Origin of the sequence: Fulvimarina fulva, assembly GCF_039652615.1 — a bacterium.
Classification (GTDB): domain Bacteria; phylum Pseudomonadota; class Alphaproteobacteria; order Rhizobiales; family Rhizobiaceae; genus Fulvimarina.
The window spans coordinates 41,513-62,284 of sequence record NZ_JBDJAC010000016.1 but is presented as its reverse complement, the minus strand read 5'-3'; the positions used below and the strand labels follow the sequence as shown (position 1 = coordinate 62,284).

Sequence of the window (20,772 nt, the reverse complement as noted above, 5' to 3'; positions counted from 1 at the left end):
GGCGTTCCAAGGGGCTTCTCAGCCCCTTGGCAACCGCTAGAGTTTTTCGGTCAGTTCCGGCACCAGTTCGAAGAGATCGCCAACGAGGCCGTAATCGGCGACCTGAAAGATCGGCGCTTCCTCGTCCTTGTTGATCGCGACGATCACCTTGGAGTCCTTCATGCCGGCAAGATGCTGGATCGCACCGGAAATTCCGCAGGCGATATAAAGTTCAGGCGCAACGACCTTGCCTGTCTGGCCAACCTGCCAGTCGTTCGGCGCGTAGCCGGCATCGACGGCCGCACGGGAAGCACCGACACCAGCGCCAAGCTTGTCGGCGAGCGGCATCATGATCTCACGGAACTTTTCGTCCGAGCCGAGAGCCCGGCCACCCGATACTACGATCTTCGCGCTCGAAAGGTCCGGACGTTCCGACTGAGCGAGCTCTTCCGAGACGAAGCTCGACAGGCCGGGATCGCTGGCCGACAACGAAACGGCTTCGATCGGCGCAGAGCCGCCTTCGCCGGCTGCCTCGAAGCTCGATGTGCGAATCGTCATCACCTTCTTCGTGTCGGAGGATTTCACGGTCTGGACCGCGTTTCCGGCATAGGTCGGACGCTTGAACGTGTCAGGGCCTTCGACACTCATCACGTCGGAGATCTGCATCACGTCGAGAAGAGCTGCGGCGCGCGGAAGAACGTTCTTTCCCATGGTCGTCGCGGGAGCGACGATCGCGTCGTAGTCGCCAGCCATCTCGACCAGCAAGGCGGCAACAGGCTCGGCGAGCCTGTTTGCCAGGGCGGGAGCCTCGGCCGTCAGGACTTTCGCAACACCATCAAGCTTCGCGGCGGCCTCAGCGACTGCGGCGACGCCCTCACCGGCGATCAGGAGATGGATCTCGGCTCCGAGTGCCTTTGCCGCGCTGAGCGCCTTGGCGGTCTCGGCAGAGAGCGCGGCGTTATCGTGTTCGGCGAGAAGAAGAGTGGTCATGTGGAATATCCTTCCCGCGCCTTAAAGGACGCCGGCTTCGTTCTTGAGCTTGTCGACGAGTTCATCCACCGAGGCGACCTTGACGCCGGCCTTCCGGGTCTCGGGCTCTTCGGTCTTCAGGACCTCCAGACGGCGGGCGATGTCGACACCGAAATCATCGGGTGTCTTCGCGTCGATCGGCTTTTTCTTCGCCTTCATGATGTTGGGAAGCGAAGCGTAGCGTGGTTCGTTGAGGCGCAAATCCACCGAAATGACGGCTGGAAGCTTTAGATCGACCGTCTGGAGGCCACCATCGACCTCACGCGTCACCTTCACGCTTCCGGCCGATGGCTCGACCTTGTAGGCGAAGGTGCCCTGCCCCCAATTCGTCAGCGCGGCGAGCATCTGTCCGGTCTGGTTGCAGTCATCGTCGATCGCCTGCTTGCCGAGAAAGACCATATCCGGCGATTCGGCATCGCAGATGCCTTTCAGTATCTTGGCGACGGCGAGCGGCTCGACGATCTCGTCGGTTGCGACATGAATGCCCCGGTCAGCGCCCATTGCAAGCGCCGTGCGGATGGTGTCGGCAGACTGCTTGGGGCCGATCGAGACCGCGACGACTTCCGTGGCCGTCCCCGCTTCCTTCAGACGAACGGCTTCTTCGACGGCGATCTCGTCGAACGGGTTCATGCTCATCTTGACATTGGCAAGTTCGACACCCGAGCCATCCGGCTTCACCCGGATTTTCACGTTGTAGTCGACCACGCGCTTGACGGCGACGAGGATTTTCATGGGGCTTTGCTCCCGAGATTTTTTGTCGGCAGTCGAGTCGCCTCGAGGCTGCACATGAATTCAGCAGAGGTTTTGGCCCCGAAACGAGCGCTTTTCAAGAATGAGCTCCAGTCAAAGCCTCGCCAGGCCAGATAATTCGTCAAAGGCATCGCGCGCGACTAGCGGCTTTTTCCCGGAACCCACAGGACATCGCCCTTGCCATCGTCATTGGCGATACGCCCGCAAACGAAGAGATGATCGGACAGGCGGTTGATGTAGCGAAGCGCGGTCTCCGCGACGGGCTCTTTTTTCGCCAGCGCGACCATAAATCGTTCGACGCGCCTTGAGACCGTACGCGCAAGATGAAGATGCGCCGCAACGGGCGTTCCTGCCGGAAGAACGAAGCTCTTGAGCGGTTCGAGCTTCTCATTCATGCCGTCGATCTCGCGTTCCAGGCGATCGACCTGGCTGTCGACGAGCTTCAGCGGCTCGAAACCGAGGTCCTTGCCGGTGTCGGGTGTCGCAAGTTCCGCGCCGAGATCGAAGAGCTCGTTCTGGATACGCGCGAGCATGTCATCGAGATCGCCCGATGCATGGAGGCGCGCAAGCCCGATCACGGCATTCAGCTCGTCCACCGTGCCGTAGGTCTCGACCCGCAGATCGTCCTTCGGACGCCGCTCGCCATTGCCCAGCATCGTGTCGCCCTTGTCGCCGGTGCGGGTATAGATCTTGTTCAGCTTGACCATGAACGCTCCTTCGCTTTCGCCGGAAAGTTGGACGCGATCATCACGCGTCAACGGCCGAGGAGCAGAAAGGCCACGATCAGAACGAGAGCGATCGCCTGAAACATGATGCGATAGCGCATGAATTTCTGGGACTTGCTGCCCGGCCCGCCCTTCATCAGGTTCAACAGACCCATCAGGAGGACGATCGCGGTTGCGATCAATGCGGCCAGCGCCAGGAATGTCAGGAAGCTGGACATGGTGACCCTTCGTCGGAGATCGCAGCCTCGAAGAGCTGCAACAAATTCGTTTCCAATTTAGGATCTGTGTCGATGCGTCAACAGACGAAGCGATGTCGCAGCCGAAAGCCGGAGGCCTGACGACATCCGGCTTCGATCATTCGGGGATAAGATTTCGTTTCCTCAGTGGAGGATCGGTGTCTCGCCTTCGGACACGAGGTGAAGCACGTCGTAGGTGGCGCGAGCGTTGAGGGCCTGCGCAATCTGGTCGACCTCCCCGGCCCTGTCCTCGCCTGCCGCAACGATGATCGCCGTCTCGCCATCCCCCAGTCCGCTGATCCGGTCGAGGCATTCGAGCGGCGCGTGGACGACAGTCATAGCATAGCTCTGATGGAACGCCTCGACATAGACCGCGAGGTCTTCAAGCTGATCGTCTTCCAGGGCAGCAAGGTCCACGTCTCCGGAAGGCGCGATGTGAAGGCGCGATTCGGCATCCCGGTGGATGATTTCACCAACCGGGCGACCACCCCCCAGAAGATCGATCCATCCTGCAAGCGAATTCCCGTCAGTAGAGAACGGAACCTCGGGCGAACCATCGAGCTGGATGAGTGCGACGGGATGGTTCTCTTCGGTCAGGATCCGCGATAGCGTCAGCACCGTTTCGAGCGAGGCCCTGTCGGCGAAGGGAGTCACGACGACCAGCCGCTTGATCCTCATTTCCTTGGCCGCGAAGGCCAGATCGTCGACGCCGACCCGCTCGATCACCTGCTCGTCGCTGCCCTGGTCGCCGGTCTCGATTGGTTCGTTGTTCACGCCGTCTACGCTCGCGTTCGCCATATCTAAGATTGCCCTTTGAAATCCGTGTCCCGGACCGGCCTCGATTGCTAGCCTTGCGGTCTTGTCGAGAGGCTTGTCCTGCCTGGCCGCAGCGTCTTCGGAAGCGCTGTGCGTATATGGGGTGCCTTGATTCTTCATATCGTCACCGTCCGATTGTCGAGCCCGGCCGCCACAGCTGAAACACGGCCACGTGCCCGGATTTGGTAACTAAACGGTCGCTCTTTTTGGTAACCAGGTCGTTAAAGAACCCGTCTTCAGTTGCCATATGGCAAGACTTTCAACCCTCAAGCGGCGCTGGCCGCTGGCCCAACGCCTTCAAGACGGGGGTTTCACGATTGATTAACCCTAATTGCAGTATTGCTTCGTCAAGCGATTTCACGTGCTTGGGGTTCGTTCAAGCGCGGCAGGCGGGACGGACGGAGTTGGGAAATGAAAACGATTGCAAAGCTGATACTGGGCGTGGCGATGGCGACGACTGCAGCCTGCTCATCCTACCAGCCTGCCCCGCCAGCTTTTCACGCCGTTCTCAATCAGCCCTACCGTTTCGACAGTGGAGACATTGCCCGTATCACGGTCTTCGAACAGAAAGAGCTGACGCAAGCCTATCCGATCGATAAGGCCGGTTATCTGTCGATGCCCCTGATTGGCGACATACCAGCACGCGGCCGAACATCGGTCCAACTTCAGCAGGCGATCGCCTCGCGGCTGCGCGACGGCTATCTTCAGGACCCGGACGTCACGGTTGCGGTCGAGCGCTATCGCCCGTTCTTCATCATGGGCGAGGTCAATCAGGGCGGCCAATACACCTATGTCCCCGGCATGACGGTGCAGAAGGCGATTGCCGTCTCGGGCGGGTTCACGCCGCGCGCCGAGCAGGGCACCGTCGACATCACCCGGCAGATCGGCGACGAGGTGGTCACTGGCCGTGTCGTAACCTCAGACCCGCTCCTGCCCGGCGATACAATCTATGTGCGCGAACGCTGGTTCTGACAGCCCGGCCATGACGGCTTGCGGATCGTGCGTTCGGCGGCAGAGCCACCCCATCTTCACGAATTGCGAGCGACTGAAGAGCCTGCCGTAGATTGCACGGCGCAGACGTGTCTTTGACATCCGTTTTCGTGAAGCGATCAAGCGAGTTTCGCGGGATGCCATTTGCCCGGATCGAACAGATCGGTGGCAGCGGTCTGGCTTGCCGCATGCAAAGATTTTTCAGGAATGGTCAACGGCCTCCGAGCCCGGATTTCCGGGATATCTCGCCGATCATGTCTGCAAGCGCCCGTCTTCTTCGACTCTTCCATCTTTGAGCAAAAACAGATGGATAGCCTCCATTCGGGCGACGTTTTCCACCGCTTTCAATTGGCCCGCTGAAACCAGCACAGGCCGAATTGACTCTTTCTCCGGCTTGAGTCTTATCTAGAACATAACATGAACAAAAGCGCTCTGACATGACCGACTTCGCCGCCACGAAAGCTGCGTTACAACATTCGATTTCCGCCATCAAAACGGCGCGCAACCATCCTCCGAGGCCGACGGCTTCTGGCGGTCGTATAGACTTTGGCATTTCCGAAATCGACGCCTGTCTCGGAGGCGGTCTGGTGCGGAATGGCCTGCACGAATTGCGCTGCACGTCCTCGCGGAACGTTGCCGCTCTCTACGGACTGGTCTTTGCGCTTTTGAGCAGGGAGCGCGCGTCCCAGCCGATCCTGTGGCTGCGTGACGTTTCGGCGCTGGTCGATGGAGGCCGCGTCTTTCCCGACGGGATGAGGAGCTTCGGCGTTGCGGCCGGACGTCTCGTCCATGTGCGCCCGGTCCACTTGCGCGACACGTTGTGGGCGGCGGGCGAAGCGGTCAGGACCGCAGGTCTTGGCGCCGTGATCCTGCATGTCAGAGGCAATCCGAAGGCATTCGATCTTTCGGTCAGCCGCAAGCTGACACTGCGCGCCAAGGAAAGCGGCGTGCCGCTGTTCCTCCTCAGGCAAGAGGGGGCGGAAGAGGCATCGAGCGCTGCGACGCGCTGGTGCGTGGCGCCAGCCGTCTCGGTCCCGCACGGCCATTTTGCCCGAAGCCTCGGCCCGATGTGCCTCACCCTCGAACTGGAACGCAATCGCAATGGTGAAACCGGCCGGTGGAAGGTGGCCTGGAACCCGCAATCGAGGAGTTTTGACCATGTCGAATACGGTGCCGCGTCAACGCATCCTCGCCTGCCGTCTGCCGCATCTTCGGATCGAACGCATCGCGCGGACGAGATGGGGCGCATCCTGGCGCTTGAACGGGCGTCCTGACGTTCCTCCGATCATCGTCACCGGTCAGCATCGGCAGGCACTGCGCGTGATCGCGGTCGAACCCGTCGCCGATCTTTCCGGCATTCAGACAGGCCAATCGCTGAGCGATGCACGCGCGATCCGGCCCGATCTCGATTGCGTGCCGCAGGATGAAGAGGCCGACCAAAACCTTTTCCGCCGCATCGCCCATTGGTGTGAACGCTATACGCCCTTCGTGGCATTCGGGCAGGACCACACGCTGTTTCTCGATATCAGCGGCTGCGCACATCTTTTCGGTGGCGAAAGCGATCTGACGCAGGATCTGGCGGTTCGCCTGAAAGCTCAAGGGTTTCACGCAGCCATCGCGCTTGCCGACACAGCCGGCGCGGCCTGGGCGCTGACGCGCCATCATGATCACGCGATCGCACCGCCGGGCCGTCAGCGCGAGAGGCTCAAACCCCTTCCGCTCTCGGCCCTCAGGCTGGAGGCCGGACAGGTTCGCGAACTTGCCCGGCTCGGCCTCAAGACCATCGGCTGCCTGTTCTCAATTCCGCGCGCTGCACTGACGGCCCGTTTCGGCCCGTCCGTATTCCAGCGGCTCGATCAGGCGATGGGCGATGTCGGTGAAGCTCTCTCGCCCCTGTCGCCGCCGGTCAGCTTCATCGCCGAGAGACGCTTCTTCGATCCCATCGTTCAGAACGAGGCGATCAAGAGCGTCATAGGCTCGCTTTGCCTCCGTCTGGTCGAACCGCTGGAGCGAAGCGGCATGGGCATGCGACGGGCCGAGCTCACGCTCTTTCGCTGCGACGGCCATGTCTCGGGCGTGTGCGTGGAGACATCGGCGCCCCTGCGCGATCCGGCCGCGATGGCGCGCCTCTTCGACGAGCGTCTTGCCGCCCTGCATAACGAATGGGACGCCGGTTTCGGCTTCGATGTCATTCGCCTGTCGGTGTCGCGGACCGATCCGTTCGATGCCGCGCAGGTCGACATGGTGTCGGGCATCCCCCCTGAAGAAGCGCTCAATCCGTTGATCGACAGGCTTTCGGCGCGTCTCGGTTCGGACCGGGTGGAAGTTTTCGTGTCGGCCGACACGCATATACCGGAACGTCGCCACGGGCTGGTGCCGGCGCTGCGCCGAAACCGGTCTCAGGAGACAGATGCGTCCATCGCCGATCCGGCGATCAGGCCTATCGTTCTTTTCGAACGTCCCGAGGGCGCGGAGGTGGTGGCCGAACTGCCGGAAGGCCCGCCTCTGAAATTTCGCTGGCGCAAGATGCTCTACGAGGTCACCCGCGCCGAGGGACCGGAGCGGATCGCCTGCGAATGGTGGGTGGATGGCCGCGCTGCGCCGACGCGCGACTATTTCCGCATAGAGACGTCCGGCGGCCATCGCTTCTGGCTGTTCCGGCAAGGCCTTTACGAGCGCGAGACGGGGCGGCCGGTCTGGTTCGTGCAAGGGCTGTTCGCATGACCGACCTGCCGCCTGAAGCGGGTTCACGAACGAAGCCCGGTTTTCGTGCAAGCCATGAGCCGCAAGAGACTGGGTATGCAGAGCTGGCGGCGGCCAGCAATTTCTCCTTCCTGCGGGGCGCCTCCCATGCGGAGGAAATGGTAGCCGAAGCAGCTAAGCTTGGCCTTTCCGCTCTTGGTCTGGCCGACCGCAATTCGGTCGCGGGACTGGTGCGCGGCCACATGGCCGCAAAAGAAGCGGGGCTTCAGTTCGTACCCGGCTGCCGGCTGGTCTTTCAGGACTCTGCGCCGGACACCTTCGTCTGGCCGATGCACCGGAAGGGCTGGGGCCGGCTCTGCGAACTTCTAAGCCTTGGCAAGCGCCGCGCACCGAAAGGCGAATGTCATATCGTCCTCGACGACCTTCTTGCCCATAGCGACGGGCTTCTCATGGCCGTCCACCCCCTGACGGGCGACACCGAAGCGCTGGAGACCTGCCTTGCGGCGCTGGCGCCCCACTGCGGAAAATCGCTCTATTGCGGTCTCGTGCGCGCCTATGGCCCCCATGACCAGCGCGACATGGCGCGAACTGCGGAGATCGCAGCCCGGCACGACGTGCCGCTTCTGGCGCTCGGCGATGTGCTTTATCACCATCCCGCCCGCCGTCCCCTTCAGGACGTTCTCACCTGCATTCGCGAGGGCGAAACGCTCAAGAGCATCGGTGCCCGGCTCGAGGCCAATGCCGAGCGGCGCCTGCGCTCGCCCGCCGAAGCCCTCGCCGCCTTCAAGGGTTACGAGGCGGCGGTTTGCGAAACGCTGCGCCTCGTTCGCAAGCTGGACTTCTCCCTGGACGAGCTGGCCTACCAGTATCCCGACGCCCCGGTGTTCGAAGAGCTCGGCGACGCGGCGATGGACGCCCAGACCGCCCTGGAGAGATTGACGGAGATCGGCCTGAAACGCCGTTTTCCGGATGGCGCGCCGCCCAAGGTTCTGGACGCCGTCGCTCACGAAACAGCGTTGATCAAGAAGCTCGATTACGCGCCCTACTTTCTGACCGTCTACGACATCGTGCGCTTCGCGCGCTCCCAGAAGATTCTGTGTCAGGGGCGCGGGTCGGCCGCCAATTCCGTGATCTGCTACTGCCTCAGCATCACCGAAGTGGACCCCTCGAAGGTCAATCTCCTGTTCGAGCGTTTCATTTCCGAGGAGCGCGGCGAGCCACCCGATATCGATGTCGATTTCGAGCACGAGCGGCGCGAGGAGGTGATCCAGTACATCTACAGGAAATACGGGCGGGAAAATGCCGGGCTGGCGGCGACCGTCATTACCTATCGCGCCCGCTCGGCCATTCGTGAAGTCGGCAAGGTCTTCGGCCTCAGCGAGGATTCCATCGCGGCGATCGCCGGCGTCAAATGGGGAAACTGGTCGCGCGAGATCCATGACGAGGATGCCCGCCGCGCCGGCCTCGACCCAACCGACAAGCATCTGAAGCAGATGCTCGATCTGGCCCGGCAAATCATCGGCTTTCCGCGCCACCTGTCGCAGCATGTCGGCGGCTTCGTCATCACGCGTGACCGCCTTTCCTCGCTGATCCCGATCGAGAACGCCGCCATGGAAGATCGCACGATCGTCTCATGGGACAAGGACGATCTGGAAAGCCTGAACATGCTGAAGATCGATATTCTGGCGCTCGGCATGCTCACATGCATCCGCAAGAGCTTCGAGTTTCTGGCAAACCATTACAATCGCCCGGAAACGCTTTCCTCTCTATCCGATGGCGATACCGCCACCTACGACATGATCTGCAAGGCCGATACGGTGGGTGTGTTTCAGATCGAAAGCCGCGCGCAGATGTCGATGCTGCCGCGCCTTCGCCCGCGTTGCTATTACGACCTCGTCATCGAGGTTGCGATCGTTCGCCCTGGCCCGATCCAGGGCAATATGGTTCATCCCTATCTGCGCAGGCGCCAGAAGAAGGAGAACGTTGCCTATCCGAGCAAGGCGCTGGAGGAAGTTCTGAAGAAAACGCTCGGCGTCCCGCTGTTTCAGGAACAGGCGATGTCGATCGCCATCGTCGCCGCGAACTTCTCGCCGGGCGAGGCCGACAAGCTGCGCCGCGCCATGGCAACCTTTCGCCGTGTCGGCACGATCGGCTCGTTCCACACCAAGATGGTCGAGGGCATGGTCGCCAATGGCTACGACCGCGATTTTGCCGACCATTGCTTTCGCCAGATCGAGGGGTTCGGCGAATACGGCTTTCCGGAAAGCCATGCGGCGAGTTTCGCCCTGCTCGTCTACGTCTCGTGCTGGCTGAAATGCCATTATCCAGACGTTTTCTGCGCGGCGCTCCTCAATTCCCAGCCGATGGGATTTTACGCGCCCGCGCAACTGATCCGTGATGCGCGGAAGCATGGCGTCGAGATACGTCCCGTCGACGTCAATTTTTCCGATTGGGACTGCCTGCTGGAGCCGGATGCAAAGATCCAGCCCATCTCGCCGCGCTTCCAGGACATGCGAGATGAGATGGGAAACACCCATGCGGTGCGTCTCGGCCTGCGGCTGGTCAAAGGCCTCGGAAAAGAGGATGCAGCCACGCTCACTGAAAAGCGAGGCCAAGGCTATGACAGCGTACGCGATCTCTGGCTGCGCTCCGGCCTGTCGCGTCGCGCCATCGAGAAGCTTGCCGACGCCGACTGCTTTCGCTCGATCGGGCTCGACAGGCGTGATGCGCTCTGGGCGGTGAAGGCCCTCGACCCGCTTTCGAGCTCGGAACGGCTGCCACTCTTCGCCGCGGTCGATCAACGGGACTTGCAGAAAGAGCCCGAAACCCATCTGCCGCCGATGATGCTCGGCGAGCACGTGATGATCGACTACCAGTCGCTCGCCTTTTCCCTGAAGGCTCATCCGATGAGCTTCATTCGCGACGAACTCCGCCAGCGCGGTTACGGCGACAATGTCGGTCTCGGCATGCTGAAGAGCGGGCGCACCGCGAATATCTCAGGGCTTGTTCTGGTGCGCCAGCGCCCCGGTTCGGCAAAGGGCGTAATCTTCGAAACCCTGGAGGACGAGACCGGCATCGCCAATATCGTCGTCTGGCCCAAGGTCTTCGAGCAATATCGCAGTCTGGTTCTGGGGGCTCGTTGCATCGGCGTCACAGGACGGGTGCAGAACGTCGACGACGTCGTTCACGTCGTGGCGCGGCATATCGAGGATCTGACGCCGATGCTGGCGGTGCTTTACGACAGCGACCGTCCGATCGACAGCCTTGCCCGCGCCGACGAGGTGCGCCGCCCGGTCGAGGATATCCGCCGCAAAATCAAACCCGCCGCGAGACTACGCCAGTTGCTGCGGGAAGCTCCGGAAACCCGCCGGAGCACTCCGAGCAAGGAGGAAGGCAAGGTCGCCAACGGCCCATGGCCGAAGGGCAGGAACTTCCACTGAGCCGAAATTCATTTGATCACTTCGCGGCGACGGATTTCAAAGATCCAATACCTCGGCTTCGCTCGTCCGGTCAGATGTCCTTGAATCGAACCGGGCTACGGCCCTTGCCCGTCAGTCTTTAAGGTCTTGACATGGCTCTGACACGAGTTAAACGCAGCGATAGCAAATGTTTGAAAAGTCTGGAGCGGGAAGCGGGAATCGAACCCGCGTATTCAGCTTGGAAGGCTCTAAAATATACGGCGATATCAATGGTCTCGTGTCACAGTTCGAGCCGCGTGTCACAAATCAGTTCCGCTTTCGTTCATGCCGTGTCAGTCGCGATCTTTCGCGATTTTCTGTGGCCTGTTACGTGGCGCCCGTAATCAGATTTGCTGCTACCGCACTTTTTCCTCTCCACTTCCCCTACCCTTGCCGCTTCGTTGCCTGTTTGCTCCGGTGGCGATCGCGCCGAGCGTATGGTTACCTGCGTCATCAACGACGATACGGGTTGGGAAAATGGCATACGGTGGCGTTCGGTAACCAAGTCCGGTGAAGTCGACACGCCCGAGATAAGCAAGCCCGAATGCCAAGCTGAAGCGAACGCGGGATACGCAGCGCGCGATCGGCTTCGCCAGATGATGGCCGGAGGCTACTCCTTGTCGCAAAGCGGCCAGGATCGCTATGGCCGCGCGCTCGTTTGGATCCAACTGAACGATGGACGCGATGCCTGCACGGTCTTGATAAATGAGGGACTGGCGCAGCCTTGGCTTAACAGTGGAAACCCATGGTGCAGCGGATGATCACTCGCATCCGCCGCTATCTTGCCGCCCGTCGCGAACTTGCTGATCGCATCGACGTGGAGACGACGGCATATCTCAATTGCATGTCGCCGCCAGAGGCATGGTTTACGGCCCGGATTAGCGAGACGAACCGGCCCCAGGACGGACGCCTCTGGTATCTCGTCAGACGCGAGATCACGAAGCGGACTGGCTATGTCCATAACCCGGATACCGCGACGCGATATCTTGAAGGTCGTTAATCCTCAGGAACCATTCAATAATTACTTTGCTGCGATTTACCGTCTAGGGGATCAAATGAACGTCTTTACCCACAGCCTGTTGCGCGTCCGCCAAATCGACTCACGCCAAAGCCGCCTTATGGAGGCGGCTTCGACGCAAAGTTCGACCGGGTAAAGATAGCGCCCTGTCAGCTGGGTTTAGAACTCTTCCCAGCTGTCGTCGTTCGCGGCAGGTTTGAGAGCGGCACCACCGGATCCGACTGCGCGCAGCTGCACCACCGCCTTGGAGGTCTGCGCGCTTGAACCGCGCGCCTTCGGCTGAGCCACCGGTTTGGACGAGACCGCGGAAGAGACATTCTCACGAGCGGCGCGCTTCGTCCTGAAGCGGCTCACCGCCTGCGCGAGACTGTCGGTTTCTGTCGCCAGCGTCTGTGCCGCCGCGGTGGACTCCTCCACCATCGCAGCATTTTGCTGGGTCACCTTGTCCATCTGGTCGGCAGCGCTCGAGACTTCGTTCAGACTGACGGCCTGTTCCCGCGCGGACTGAGCGATCTTCGTGATGACCGAAGCCATGACCCCGACTTCGGCGACGATCTCGTCCAGCGACTGGCCCGAGGCCGTGACGAGTTCGACGCCGCACTCCACCTGTTCCGACGACATGGTGATGAGCTTCTTGATCTCCTTGGCAGCTTCTGCCGAACGCTGGGCTAGCGCGCGGACTTCTTGTGCCACAACCGCGAAACCCTTGCCGGATTCGCCAGCACGCGCCGCCTCTACACCCGCGTTCAGCGCGAGGAGATTGGTCTGGAAGGCGATCTCGTCGATGACGGAGATGATCTGGCTGATCTGCTGGGACGAGCCTTCGATCTTGCCCATGGCTGTCACGGCCTGGGCGACGATCTCGCTTCCTTTCTCGGCCTTGGCGCGTGCCAATTCCGCCGTGTGGCTGGCTTCACCAGCGTCCCTGGCTGCGGAGTTCACGCCGCTCGTCACGTCGCCGAGCGCGGCGACCGTCTCTTCCAGGCTCGCCGCCTGCTGTTCGGTGCGTTTCGCAAGATCGCTGGAGGCGACGGTAATTTCGCCCAGCCCGACATGAATCGTGCCGATAGCCTCGACGACGTGGCCGATCGCTGCTTCCAGCTCTTCGATCGAGGCGTTGAACTTGGCCCTGATCGGCTCGAACTCCGGAGCCACCACGTTCTCCATGCGCACCGTGAGATCGCCCGCGGACAAACGGTCGAAGCTGCGATCGACGATGCCCATGAAGGCGCGCAGATCCTCTGCCTTGGAATGATCCAGATCGGCCTGACGCTGTTTCAACTCCGTTTCCGAAGCCCGTGCAGCCGCAGCTTCGCGTTCCAGCCGGTCGCGCTCGATCGCCTGTTCCTTGAACACCTGGACGGCACCCGCCATCTGGCCGATCTCGTCGGACCGTCCCCGTGCGGAGACTTCGACCGACTTGTCGCCGGCTGCGAGCGAGCGCATCGCCGCCGTCATCTTGTCGATCGGGCGGGAGATCGAGCGCGCAAGCGGGATCGCGCAGGCGATGAGACCGATGACCAAGGCGCCGAACCAGAGAAGCGTCTTGTAGACCTCGCCCATGAACTGCGTCTGCAGATCATCGACATAAAGACCGGTGGCCACAGTCCAGTCCCAGGGCTCGAACAGCTGCGCATAGGACAGCTTCGTGGACAGTCCGCCCGAACCGTCGAGCCGGGTTCGGTAATATTCGGTGAAGCCGCCGCCCTTGTGAGCGTTTTCGACCATCTCCTTGTTGTAGTGGAGACCAGTGGCATCTTTCGATTCGAAGGAGTCCGTTCCCATCAGTTTGGGATCGGGATGCATGACGCGCATGCCGTCTCCGTCCATCATGAACAGGTAATCGTTCTCGCCGAAGCGGATGGGCAGGGCAGCCTCGCGAGCGCGGTCCTTTGCTTCCTGTTCCGTCAGTTCGCCGGCCTCGACCCGGGCCTGGAAGCCGCCAAGCATGGTGATGGCGCTCTGGACTTGCGAGACGATCAGATTCTTGCGATCCTTCCAGATGCTCTCGTGCAGCGAGTAGAGCTGCAGGGACATCACGGCGATGCTGCAGATCGCGGCTAGGGCGATCAACGCCGCGAGTTTGCGGGTGATGGTGAAGTTCATCTGCCGAAGTCCTGTTTGAAATCAGTTGGATCGTTGCGTCACGAATTCATGGCAAGACTTTCGAAATTAACTATTAACAGATGTGACGTTCGCGGCCCCGGTGTGCCGGTCTCTGATCCCGCGAGCTCGAATTTCGCTGCAGACGGATCGATCAGATAGTTCGTCTCATAGGCGAAGTAGGCGAGGCCGCCATTGTCACCGGTCCAACCGTAGAGAGCGCGTGTCACCCCTCCATCCTGCATGTTGATGCGGTAATCGTTCCACTCGGCTGTCTTGAGTTCGAGATTGAACCCGAGGTCCCGGAGGTCCTCCGCTATCATCTCCGCGATCTGCGCGAAATGTTCTGACGACGGACAGGCGGGAAAACTACTATGCCCAGGCATGGCGTGAAATCGCGAAGAAGGCAGGGGTGCCGGATCACGTATGGTCCATGGATACGCGGGCTGGGGCGATCAGCGAAACGGGTCGGTGAGCGGAATCGAAGCAGCAAGGAAGCTTGCCACCCACTCAAATGCCAACACGACGCTTCGCTACGTCCGCAGTGACGTTCTCGAAGCCAACCGGGCCACTGCATTGGCGAGGCAGAAAATACGCCAGTGACACGCGACTGACACAGTGACACGGGGCCAAGAGCTCAATGGTAAAACAGCATATATTTCAAAGGCTTATTGGAGCGGGTAGCGGGAATCGAACCCGCGTATTCAGCTTGGAAGGCTGCTGCTCTACCATTGAGCTATACCCGCGGAACCGGACAAAGACGGCGGTGGTGGAGGGGGCTGGATTCGAACCAGCGTACGCATAGCGAACGGATTTACAGTCCGTCTCCTTTAACCACTCGGACACCCCTCCGAGCCGCCTTTCCGATGCCTTTCTCTCAGGCATCGAACCGGTGGATGCAAAAGGCAGCGCCCTTGGCATCCGGGTGGCGTTATGGTCGGACAGCGCTTGTCTGTCAACGCCTACCCGCGTCAATTTTCAGACCTTTTCACACGCACTCCTCAAGGCACCGAGTTGTCGGCGCTCTCGCGGTTCGATAAGGCAGCCCCATGACAACGGATCAGCCTTCCCGCACCCCCAAAGACACCCATTACGCGACGCTCCGGCGAGCGCACCGCGACAGAAAGCGCGAACGCGAGCCGTCGGGGCCGGAGCCGCTTCGGCTCTACGGTCTGCACACGATCTCGGCTGCTCTCAAAAATCCTGATCGCATCTGCCATCGGCTGTTCGTCACCCGCAATGCGCTGGGCCGGCTCGATATGGCGGAAGAGGCGATTCCCTGCCCCATCGAGATTGTCGAGCCAAAAGATCTGGACAAGCTCCTGGGCGGCGAGGCCGTGCACCAGGGCGCGTGTCTGGAAACAGAACCTCTGGCTCCGCTTCGCCTCGATCAACTGGGCGATGCCAGCCTCATTCTCGTTCTCGATCAGGTCACCGATCCGCACAATGTCGGGGCGATCTTGAGATCGGCGACCGCCTTCGCGGCCGATGGCCTCATCACCACCTCGCGCCATTCCCCGGCCGAGAGCGGCGTTCTCGCCAAGGCCGCGTCCGGCGCGCTGGAGCACGTCAAGCAGATCGAGGTCCGCAACCTCGCCGAGACGCTGGAAAAACTCTCGCGCCTCGGCTTTCACACGATCGGTCTCGACTCGGAAGGCGAAAGCGACTTCGAGACGGCGGTCGAGGGCGAAAAGATCGCGATCGTTCTGGGGGCTGAAGGAAAGGGGCTTCGCCAGAAGACGCGGTCCACCTGCAACGCCCTCGCCCGACTTGAAATGCCGGGCGCGATCCATTCGCTCAATGTCTCGAATGCGGCCGCCGTCGCGCTTTACGCGATCCGCAGACGGCTACCCCACCGCGCCTGACATCGAATCCGACAGACGCAGCCGGACAAGCGCTAAAGAACAAAAAACCTTCGAAAGCGGTGCCTTCGAAGGTTTTTCTGCATCATCGCATGAAGCCGCCGGCGACTTCATCCATCGCTTCTCAGCGAACCCGGCGGCGTTCCACAGCCTGAAAGGCGAGCTTTGCGTGAAACTCGCAATAGGGTGAGGAGTCCCGCGAGGAATTGCCACAGAAGTGGAAATCGTCATGCATCGGATCGCCAACCGGCCACTTGCAGGTCCGCTCCGTCAGCTGCACGAGGGTCAGCTTGCGTGCGATCGGAACCACCTCGCCGGTCTTCGCATCCGTTCGCGTTTCGGGCTCGGCGTCATATTCTTCTTCTTCCGGCTCCATCTTGAGAGCCGTCGCACCGAAGGACTGAGGGCGCGGCGCGGACGCGGCTGAAGCCGCTGCTGCAAAGCGACCGGCGACCACAGTCTCCTCGACCACCTCGACCTCGGGCTGCTGCTGCACGGCCTCGACCGCCTCGACGGTCTCTTCGACCGGCTCTGCCTCCGCCGTCACCGCTTCGACAGTCGCCGTCTTGCCGCGGGACTCCAGCTTGAGGCGATGAACCTTGCCGATCACTGCATTTCGGGTGACGCCGCCAAGCTTGTCTGCGATCTGGCTCGCGCTGAGCCCCTCCGTCCAGAGTTGCTTGAGGGTGCTGACGCGTTCGTCGGTCCAGCTCATAATCCGTGTCCTTTCGCCGCTTTCGGCCAAGTCCAGAGGGGCCAGCACATCAAAGATTGCGCCACGCACACAGCATCTGGTTAATAAGCCGAGCTTCACTACGAAATATAGTGTTGTTCTTATCAATCTATAATGCCGACGAATCGAGAGACAAGGGAAACGGCGGCTTCAAGGCCTGGACATCCTGCTTTTCCCCAACCTTTGCATCCCGGCAACACCTTCACACCAGCTTCATGTGCACCCGAGGCGGATCAGGGCCATGGGCAAACTCCGGCTCGTCTCCGGCACGGTCGAGATTGGCTCCCTGTACTCAGGCGGGCCGCGTTTCGTTGACAAAAATGCCCGTTCGCGTGAAATAGCCGCGAAATACCATCGGTTGCGACCTGGTTTTGAAGAGCCTGCCCCTCGTGGCGGGCTTGTCGCTTTTAAAGGACTGGTTCGCGCCACACCTTACCTCTGACCCCTCGTTGAGCTTATGCCGTCAACCACCGCCGAGACTTCCAACTCCATTTACCCGACCTACAGCCGCGCTCCACTTTCCTTCGAGTCGGGCGAAGGCGTCTGGCTGAATGGAAACGACGGCAAGCGATATCTCGATTGCGCGGGCGGCGTCGCGGTGAATTCGCTCGGCCACGCCCATCCGCATCTCGTCGAGGCGCTGAAGAGCCAGGCCGACAAGCTCTGGCACGTCTCCAATCTCTTCGAGATTCCGGGCCAGAAACGCCTCGCCGATCGGCTTTGCGAGGCGACGTTCGGGGATCGCGTCTTCTTCACAAATTCCGGCGCCGAGGCGCTCGAATGCGCGATCAAGACTGCGCGGCGCTACCACTATGCCAACGGTGCACCGGAGCGGGTAAACATCCTGACCTTCGAAGGCGCCTTCCACGGCCGGACGCTCGGAACCATCGCGGCGGGCGGACAGGCGAAGTATCTGGAAGGTTTTGGCCCGAAGGCTCCGGGCTTTACATCCCTGCCCTTCGGCGATCACGATGCCCTGCGCAAGGCGGCAGCGGAGCCGGATGTCGCAGCAATCCTCGTCGAACCGGTACAGGGCGAAGGCGGCGTTCGCAAACTGCCCCTGCCCTGCCTGACGGGCCTTCGCGAGCTCTGTGACGAACTGGGTATCCTTCTCATCTTCGACGAAGTGCAGACGGGCATCGGACGGACGGGCCGCCTGTTCGCGCACCAGAATGCCGGTGGTGCCGAACCCGATATCCTCGCCACCGCGAAGGGCATCGGCGGCGGCTTTCCTTTGGGTGCCTGCCTTGCGACGGAGGCTGCCGGGTCCGCGATGACGCCCGGCACGCACGGTTCGACCTATGGCGGAAATCCCCTTGCCATGGCTGTCGGCAACGCGGTCCTCGACATAGTTCTCGACGATGGCTTTCTGGAGAACGTTCGCGACAAGGCAATCCTCTTCAAGCAATCGCTTGAATCTCTCAAAGACCGCTTTCCCGATGTTCTCGAAGAGGTTCGCGGATCGGGCCTTCTGATCGGCCTGAAGATGGTCTGTCCGAATGTGGAAGCGGTCGCGGCGCTTCGCGCCGAAGGCCTTCTATCGGTTCCCGCCGGCGACAACGTCGTGCGCCTGCTTCCGCCCCTGATCATCACACCGGAGGAAATTCGGGAGGCTATGCAGCGTCTCGAAAACGCCTTCACCGCCCTCTCGGAACACAAGAAGAGCGCCTGAGCGCCGTAAGACTCGACGATGACCTCTGTGAAACACTTTCTCGATATCGCGGCCGTCGACAGCGGCGACCTTCGGACCATCATTGCCGATGCGTCGCATCGCAAGTCCCTGGGCGCCCTGCAGCCAAAGCCACTCGAAGGCAAGGTTCTCGCGATGATTTTCGACAAACCCTCCACGCGCACGCGCGTGTCCTTCGATGTGGGCATGCGCCAGCTTGGCGGCGAGACGCTGTTCCTGTCGGGCACCGAGATGCAGCTCGGCCGTTCGGAGACGATCGCGGACACGGCCAAGGTGATGTCGCGCTATGTCGATGCGATCATGATCCGAACGACGGAGCATGCGCGCCTGATGGAGCTTGCCGAGAACGCCACGGTCCCGGTCATCAACGGCCTAACCGACGACACTCATCCCTGCCAGATCATGGCCGACATTCTCACATTCGAGGAAAAGCGCGGGCCGGTGAAGGGCAAGACCTTTGCCTGGGTCGGCGACGGCAACAATGTCACGGCATCCTGGATCGAGGCGGCAGCCCGGTTCGACTTCAAGATGACCATCGCGACGCCGGAAGGATCGGAGGCCGATGCACGGTTCGTCACCTGGGCTCGAAACGAGGGCGCGGAGATCCTAACTACGAACGACCCGGTCGAAGCGGTGAGCGGCGCGGACTGCGTCATTACCGATACCTGGGTTTCCATGGGCCGCGAGGACCAAGCGCGCGGCCATAACGTGTTCATGCCCTATCAGGTCAACGAGGATCTGATGCGTCATGCGAAATCCGAAGCCCTCTTCATGCATTGCCTGCCGGCGCATCGCGGCGAGGAGGTCACCGACGCCGTCATGGACGGTCCGCAATCGGTGGTTTTCGACGAGGCCGAGAACCGGCTGCATGCGCAGAAGTCGGTGATGGCGTGGGTCTTCGGAGCGCTCGACAACAACAAGATAGGGCTCGCATAGGAGGCCTGACCATATGGCTGATCAGGAAACCACGCTCGCCGAGATGACACTCGCGGGCGACGATGCCGTCGTTCCATTCCACGTCGAGCCGCTGGATGCGCGTGGCCGCGCCGTGCAGCTCGGGCCGATGCTCGATTCCATTCTCGATCGGCATGACTATCCAGAGCCGGTCGCTCGGCTGCTTGCCGAAATGATCGTTCTCACCGTGCTTCTCGGCACCTCGCTGAAGTTCGACGGCAAGTTCATCGCGCAGACACAGACCGATGGCGCGGTCGATCTTCTCGTCGTCGATTTCACGACGCCCTCCTCGGTTCGAGCCTATGCCCGCTACAACGAGGAAAAGCTGGCCGTTGCCGTCGAAGGCGGCGCGACCTCGCCGGAAGCACTGCTCGGCCAGGGCATTCTCGCCCTCACCGTCGATCAGGGCGAATATACCCAACGCTATCAGGGTATCGTCGAGCTGAACGGCGCCTCCATGGAAGAGGTTGCGGAAGCCTATTTCCGCCAGTCCGAGCAGATCCCGACTACCGTCAAGCTTGCCGTCGCACGCATCGCGCGGCGCGGCGAAGATGGTTTCAAGGAGACCTGGCGTGCCGGCGGTATGGTGGTTCAGTTCCTGCCGGAAGCACCGGAGCGCATGCGCATGCCCGATCTTCCAGGCGGCGATGCACCGGAGGGAAGTGACGAGACGGGAGACACGATCGAGTTCGACGATACCTGGCTCGAAACCCGCGCGCTTGTCGATACGGTGGATGCCTCGGAGCTGACCGATCCCGAGATCGGCGTCGAGCGCCTGCTCTACCGTCTGTTTCACGAGCGTGGCGTGCGCGTCTTTCCGGCCAACACCGTGGCGGACGATTGCTCCTGCTCGCGTGAGCGGATCCGCAGTGTGCTCGAAAGTTTTTCGGAAGACGAGTTTCGCGAGAGCATCGAGAACGGAAAGATCGAAGTCACCTGCGAGTTCTGCTCGTCTGAATATGTGTTCGATCCCGCAGAATTCGAAGACGCTTCCGGCGCAGCATCCTGATCCTGTGCCGAGGGATATCTGAAAACACCGCTTTCAACATTCTGATACGCCGTCCGGCCGGTCCAACCGGGCAGCGTATCCGTGGTTTTTTGATCCATGAACATTTTCGAAATCGACTTTCGCCGCCATTCGAATTGAACCTCGGCATCGTCTGCTGACAGCTCGCGGGAAATCATTTCCGGCATGTCAGCCTCACACCGCATTCACAGAGAATTGACAATAACAAGAGGCGAGATATCCGGCAGCGCTGTTTCGCGGCTGATATCTAAAATTTGTCGGATAATTTTGACGGCTCAACGAAGAGATTGGCGCACATTTCCCTTGTCAACACACTTTAGGGGAAACTTCATGCAAAAGATCGTGAAAAGCCGGACCGAACTCGCTGAATTGCGTTTCGTCCTTGAGCAGCGCTGCGATTTCATCACTCGCGTCAAAGCCGATCGTCAGGTCGGGCTCTGGGCTGCCTCCCGCCTAAACCTCGATGAGGCACAGGGCGAACGTTATGCAAATGATATCGTCGATACCAGCATCACGTCGAAGGATGGACGCGGCGGGTTCCATAAAGTCGCCGCCAATCTCGCGCCTCTGGGCGTCCATATCGAGATGGTCCGCACACAGTATAGCATCGTTCTCGCCGGGCTGGCGCAGCCTGCGGTAATCCACCTACCCCATTTGGCCGCCGATGCACATCTCGTCAGCTGAGCTGGCAACCGAGAA

General features: G+C 61.0%; 19 protein-coding genes and 2 tRNA genes. 11 read left to right on the top strand and 10 right to left on the bottom strand.

Going from position 1 to position 20,772, the window contains the following annotated elements:
* Positions 1-36 precede the first annotated feature (36 nt).
* From ABDX79_RS17690 to ABDX79_RS17670, 5 genes are all read right to left on the bottom strand, one after another.
* Positions 37-969 (bottom strand): electron transfer flavoprotein subunit alpha/FixB family protein, encoded by a 933-nt coding sequence (locus ABDX79_RS17690; RefSeq protein WP_346221630.1) that lies wholly within the window; start codon positions 967-969, stop codon positions 37-39.
* 21 nt (positions 970-990) lie between these two features.
* Entirely contained in the window at positions 991-1,740 is a 750-nt protein-coding gene (locus tag ABDX79_RS17685; protein ID WP_346221629.1) for an electron transfer flavoprotein subunit beta/FixA family protein, read from the bottom strand.
* Between the two features lie 158 nt (positions 1,741-1,898).
* Entirely contained in the window at positions 1,899-2,465 is a 567-nt protein-coding gene (locus ABDX79_RS17680) for a cob(I)yrinic acid a,c-diamide adenosyltransferase (protein ID WP_346221628.1), read from the bottom strand.
* A gap of 47 nt (positions 2,466-2,512) precedes the next feature.
* On the bottom strand, positions 2,513-2,701 hold the full coding sequence (locus tag ABDX79_RS17675; protein ID WP_346221627.1) for a twin transmembrane helix small protein: 189 nt from the start codon (positions 2,699-2,701) through the stop codon (positions 2,513-2,515).
* Positions 2,702-2,863: 162 nt separating this feature from the next.
* Positions 2,864-3,493, bottom strand: coding sequence for a hypothetical protein (locus ABDX79_RS17670; RefSeq protein ID WP_346221626.1), 630 nt, complete (start codon positions 3,491-3,493; stop codon positions 2,864-2,866).
* 453 nt (positions 3,494-3,946) lie between these two features.
* On the opposite strand from ABDX79_RS17670, the gene ABDX79_RS17665 reads away from it, so the two are divergent.
* The 6 genes from ABDX79_RS17665 to ABDX79_RS17645 all read left to right on the top strand — a co-directional run bounded on the left by ABDX79_RS17665 (position 3,947) and on the right by ABDX79_RS17645 (position 11,686).
* Entirely contained in the window at positions 3,947-4,507 is a 561-nt protein-coding gene (locus tag ABDX79_RS17665) for a polysaccharide biosynthesis/export family protein (RefSeq protein WP_346221625.1), read from the top strand.
* 605 nt (positions 4,508-5,112) lie between these two features.
* Complete coding sequence (locus ABDX79_RS17660; protein WP_346221624.1) at positions 5,113-5,799, top strand: ImuA family protein; 687 nt, start codon at positions 5,113-5,115, stop codon at positions 5,797-5,799.
* Positions 5,684-7,249: a Y-family DNA polymerase gene (locus ABDX79_RS17655; protein ID WP_346221623.1), complete on the top strand. Its 1,566-nt coding sequence runs from the start codon at positions 5,684-5,686 to the stop codon at positions 7,247-7,249. The genes ABDX79_RS17660 and ABDX79_RS17655 overlap by 116 nt, the downstream gene beginning before the upstream one ends.
* Positions 7,246-10,668: an error-prone DNA polymerase gene (locus tag ABDX79_RS17650; protein ID WP_346221622.1), complete on the top strand. Its 3,423-nt coding sequence runs from the start codon at positions 7,246-7,248 to the stop codon at positions 10,666-10,668. The genes ABDX79_RS17655 and ABDX79_RS17650 overlap by 4 nt, the downstream gene beginning before the upstream one ends.
* Positions 10,669-11,123: 455 nt before the next feature.
* Positions 11,124-11,447, top strand: a complete 324-nt coding sequence (locus tag ABDX79_RS19765) for a thermonuclease family protein (protein WP_463671200.1) — start codon at positions 11,124-11,126, stop codon at positions 11,445-11,447.
* Complete coding sequence (locus tag ABDX79_RS17645) at positions 11,444-11,686, top strand: hypothetical protein (RefSeq protein WP_346221621.1); 243 nt, start codon at positions 11,444-11,446, stop codon at positions 11,684-11,686. Before ABDX79_RS19765 ends, ABDX79_RS17645 begins: the two co-directional genes overlap by 4 nt.
* A 177-nt stretch (positions 11,687-11,863) precedes the next feature.
* On the opposite strand, the gene ABDX79_RS17640 is transcribed toward ABDX79_RS17645, so the two are convergent.
* The 4 genes from ABDX79_RS17640 to ABDX79_RS17625 all read right to left on the bottom strand — a co-directional run bounded on the left by ABDX79_RS17640 (position 11,864) and on the right by ABDX79_RS17625 (position 14,659).
* Positions 11,864-13,810: a methyl-accepting chemotaxis protein gene (locus tag ABDX79_RS17640; protein WP_346221620.1), complete on the bottom strand. Its 1,947-nt coding sequence runs from the start codon at positions 13,808-13,810 to the stop codon at positions 11,864-11,866.
* A gap of 38 nt (positions 13,811-13,848) precedes the next feature.
* Positions 13,849-14,130, bottom strand: a complete 282-nt coding sequence (locus ABDX79_RS17635) for a hypothetical protein (protein ID WP_346221619.1) — start codon at positions 14,128-14,130, stop codon at positions 13,849-13,851.
* A gap of 349 nt (positions 14,131-14,479) precedes the next feature.
* A tRNA-Gly gene (locus ABDX79_RS17630) sits at positions 14,480-14,553 on the bottom strand.
* A 21-nt stretch (positions 14,554-14,574) separates the two neighbouring features.
* Positions 14,575-14,659: transfer RNA gene (locus tag ABDX79_RS17625), tRNA-Tyr, on the bottom strand.
* Between the two features lie 197 nt (positions 14,660-14,856).
* Between ABDX79_RS17625 and rlmB the strand changes: the two genes are divergently transcribed.
* The gene (rlmB, locus tag ABDX79_RS17620) at positions 14,857-15,672 is read left to right on the top strand and encodes a 23S rRNA (guanosine(2251)-2'-O)-methyltransferase RlmB (RefSeq protein WP_346221618.1); all 816 of its coding nucleotides are present in this window, start codon (positions 14,857-14,859) and stop codon (positions 15,670-15,672) included.
* Positions 15,673-15,793: 121 nt separating this feature from the next.
* On the opposite strand, the gene ABDX79_RS17615 is transcribed toward rlmB, so the two are convergent.
* Positions 15,794-16,384, bottom strand: a complete 591-nt coding sequence (locus ABDX79_RS17615; protein ID WP_346221617.1) for a GcrA family cell cycle regulator — start codon at positions 16,382-16,384, stop codon at positions 15,794-15,796.
* Between the two features lie 475 nt (positions 16,385-16,859).
* On the opposite strand from ABDX79_RS17615, the gene ABDX79_RS17610 reads away from it, so the two are divergent.
* The 4 genes from ABDX79_RS17610 to ABDX79_RS17595 all read left to right on the top strand — a co-directional run bounded on the left by ABDX79_RS17610 (position 16,860) and on the right by ABDX79_RS17595 (position 20,757).
* Positions 16,860-18,074: an aspartate aminotransferase family protein gene (locus ABDX79_RS17610; protein ID WP_346221616.1), complete on the top strand. Its 1,215-nt coding sequence runs from the start codon at positions 16,860-16,862 to the stop codon at positions 18,072-18,074.
* An 18-nt stretch (positions 18,075-18,092) separates the two neighbouring features.
* Positions 18,093-19,028 carry an ornithine carbamoyltransferase gene (gene argF, locus ABDX79_RS17605; protein WP_346221615.1) on the top strand — a complete coding sequence of 312 codons (936 nt, stop codon included), beginning with the start codon at positions 18,093-18,095 and terminating at the stop codon, positions 19,026-19,028.
* A 13-nt stretch (positions 19,029-19,041) separates the two neighbouring features.
* Positions 19,042-20,055, top strand: a complete 1,014-nt coding sequence (locus ABDX79_RS17600; protein ID WP_346221614.1) for an Hsp33 family molecular chaperone — start codon at positions 19,042-19,044, stop codon at positions 20,053-20,055.
* Positions 20,056-20,403: 348 nt separating this feature from the next.
* Positions 20,404-20,757, top strand: coding sequence for an ATPase inhibitor subunit zeta (locus ABDX79_RS17595; RefSeq protein WP_346221613.1), 354 nt, complete (start codon positions 20,404-20,406; stop codon positions 20,755-20,757).
* Positions 20,758-20,772: the final 15 nt, after the last annotated feature.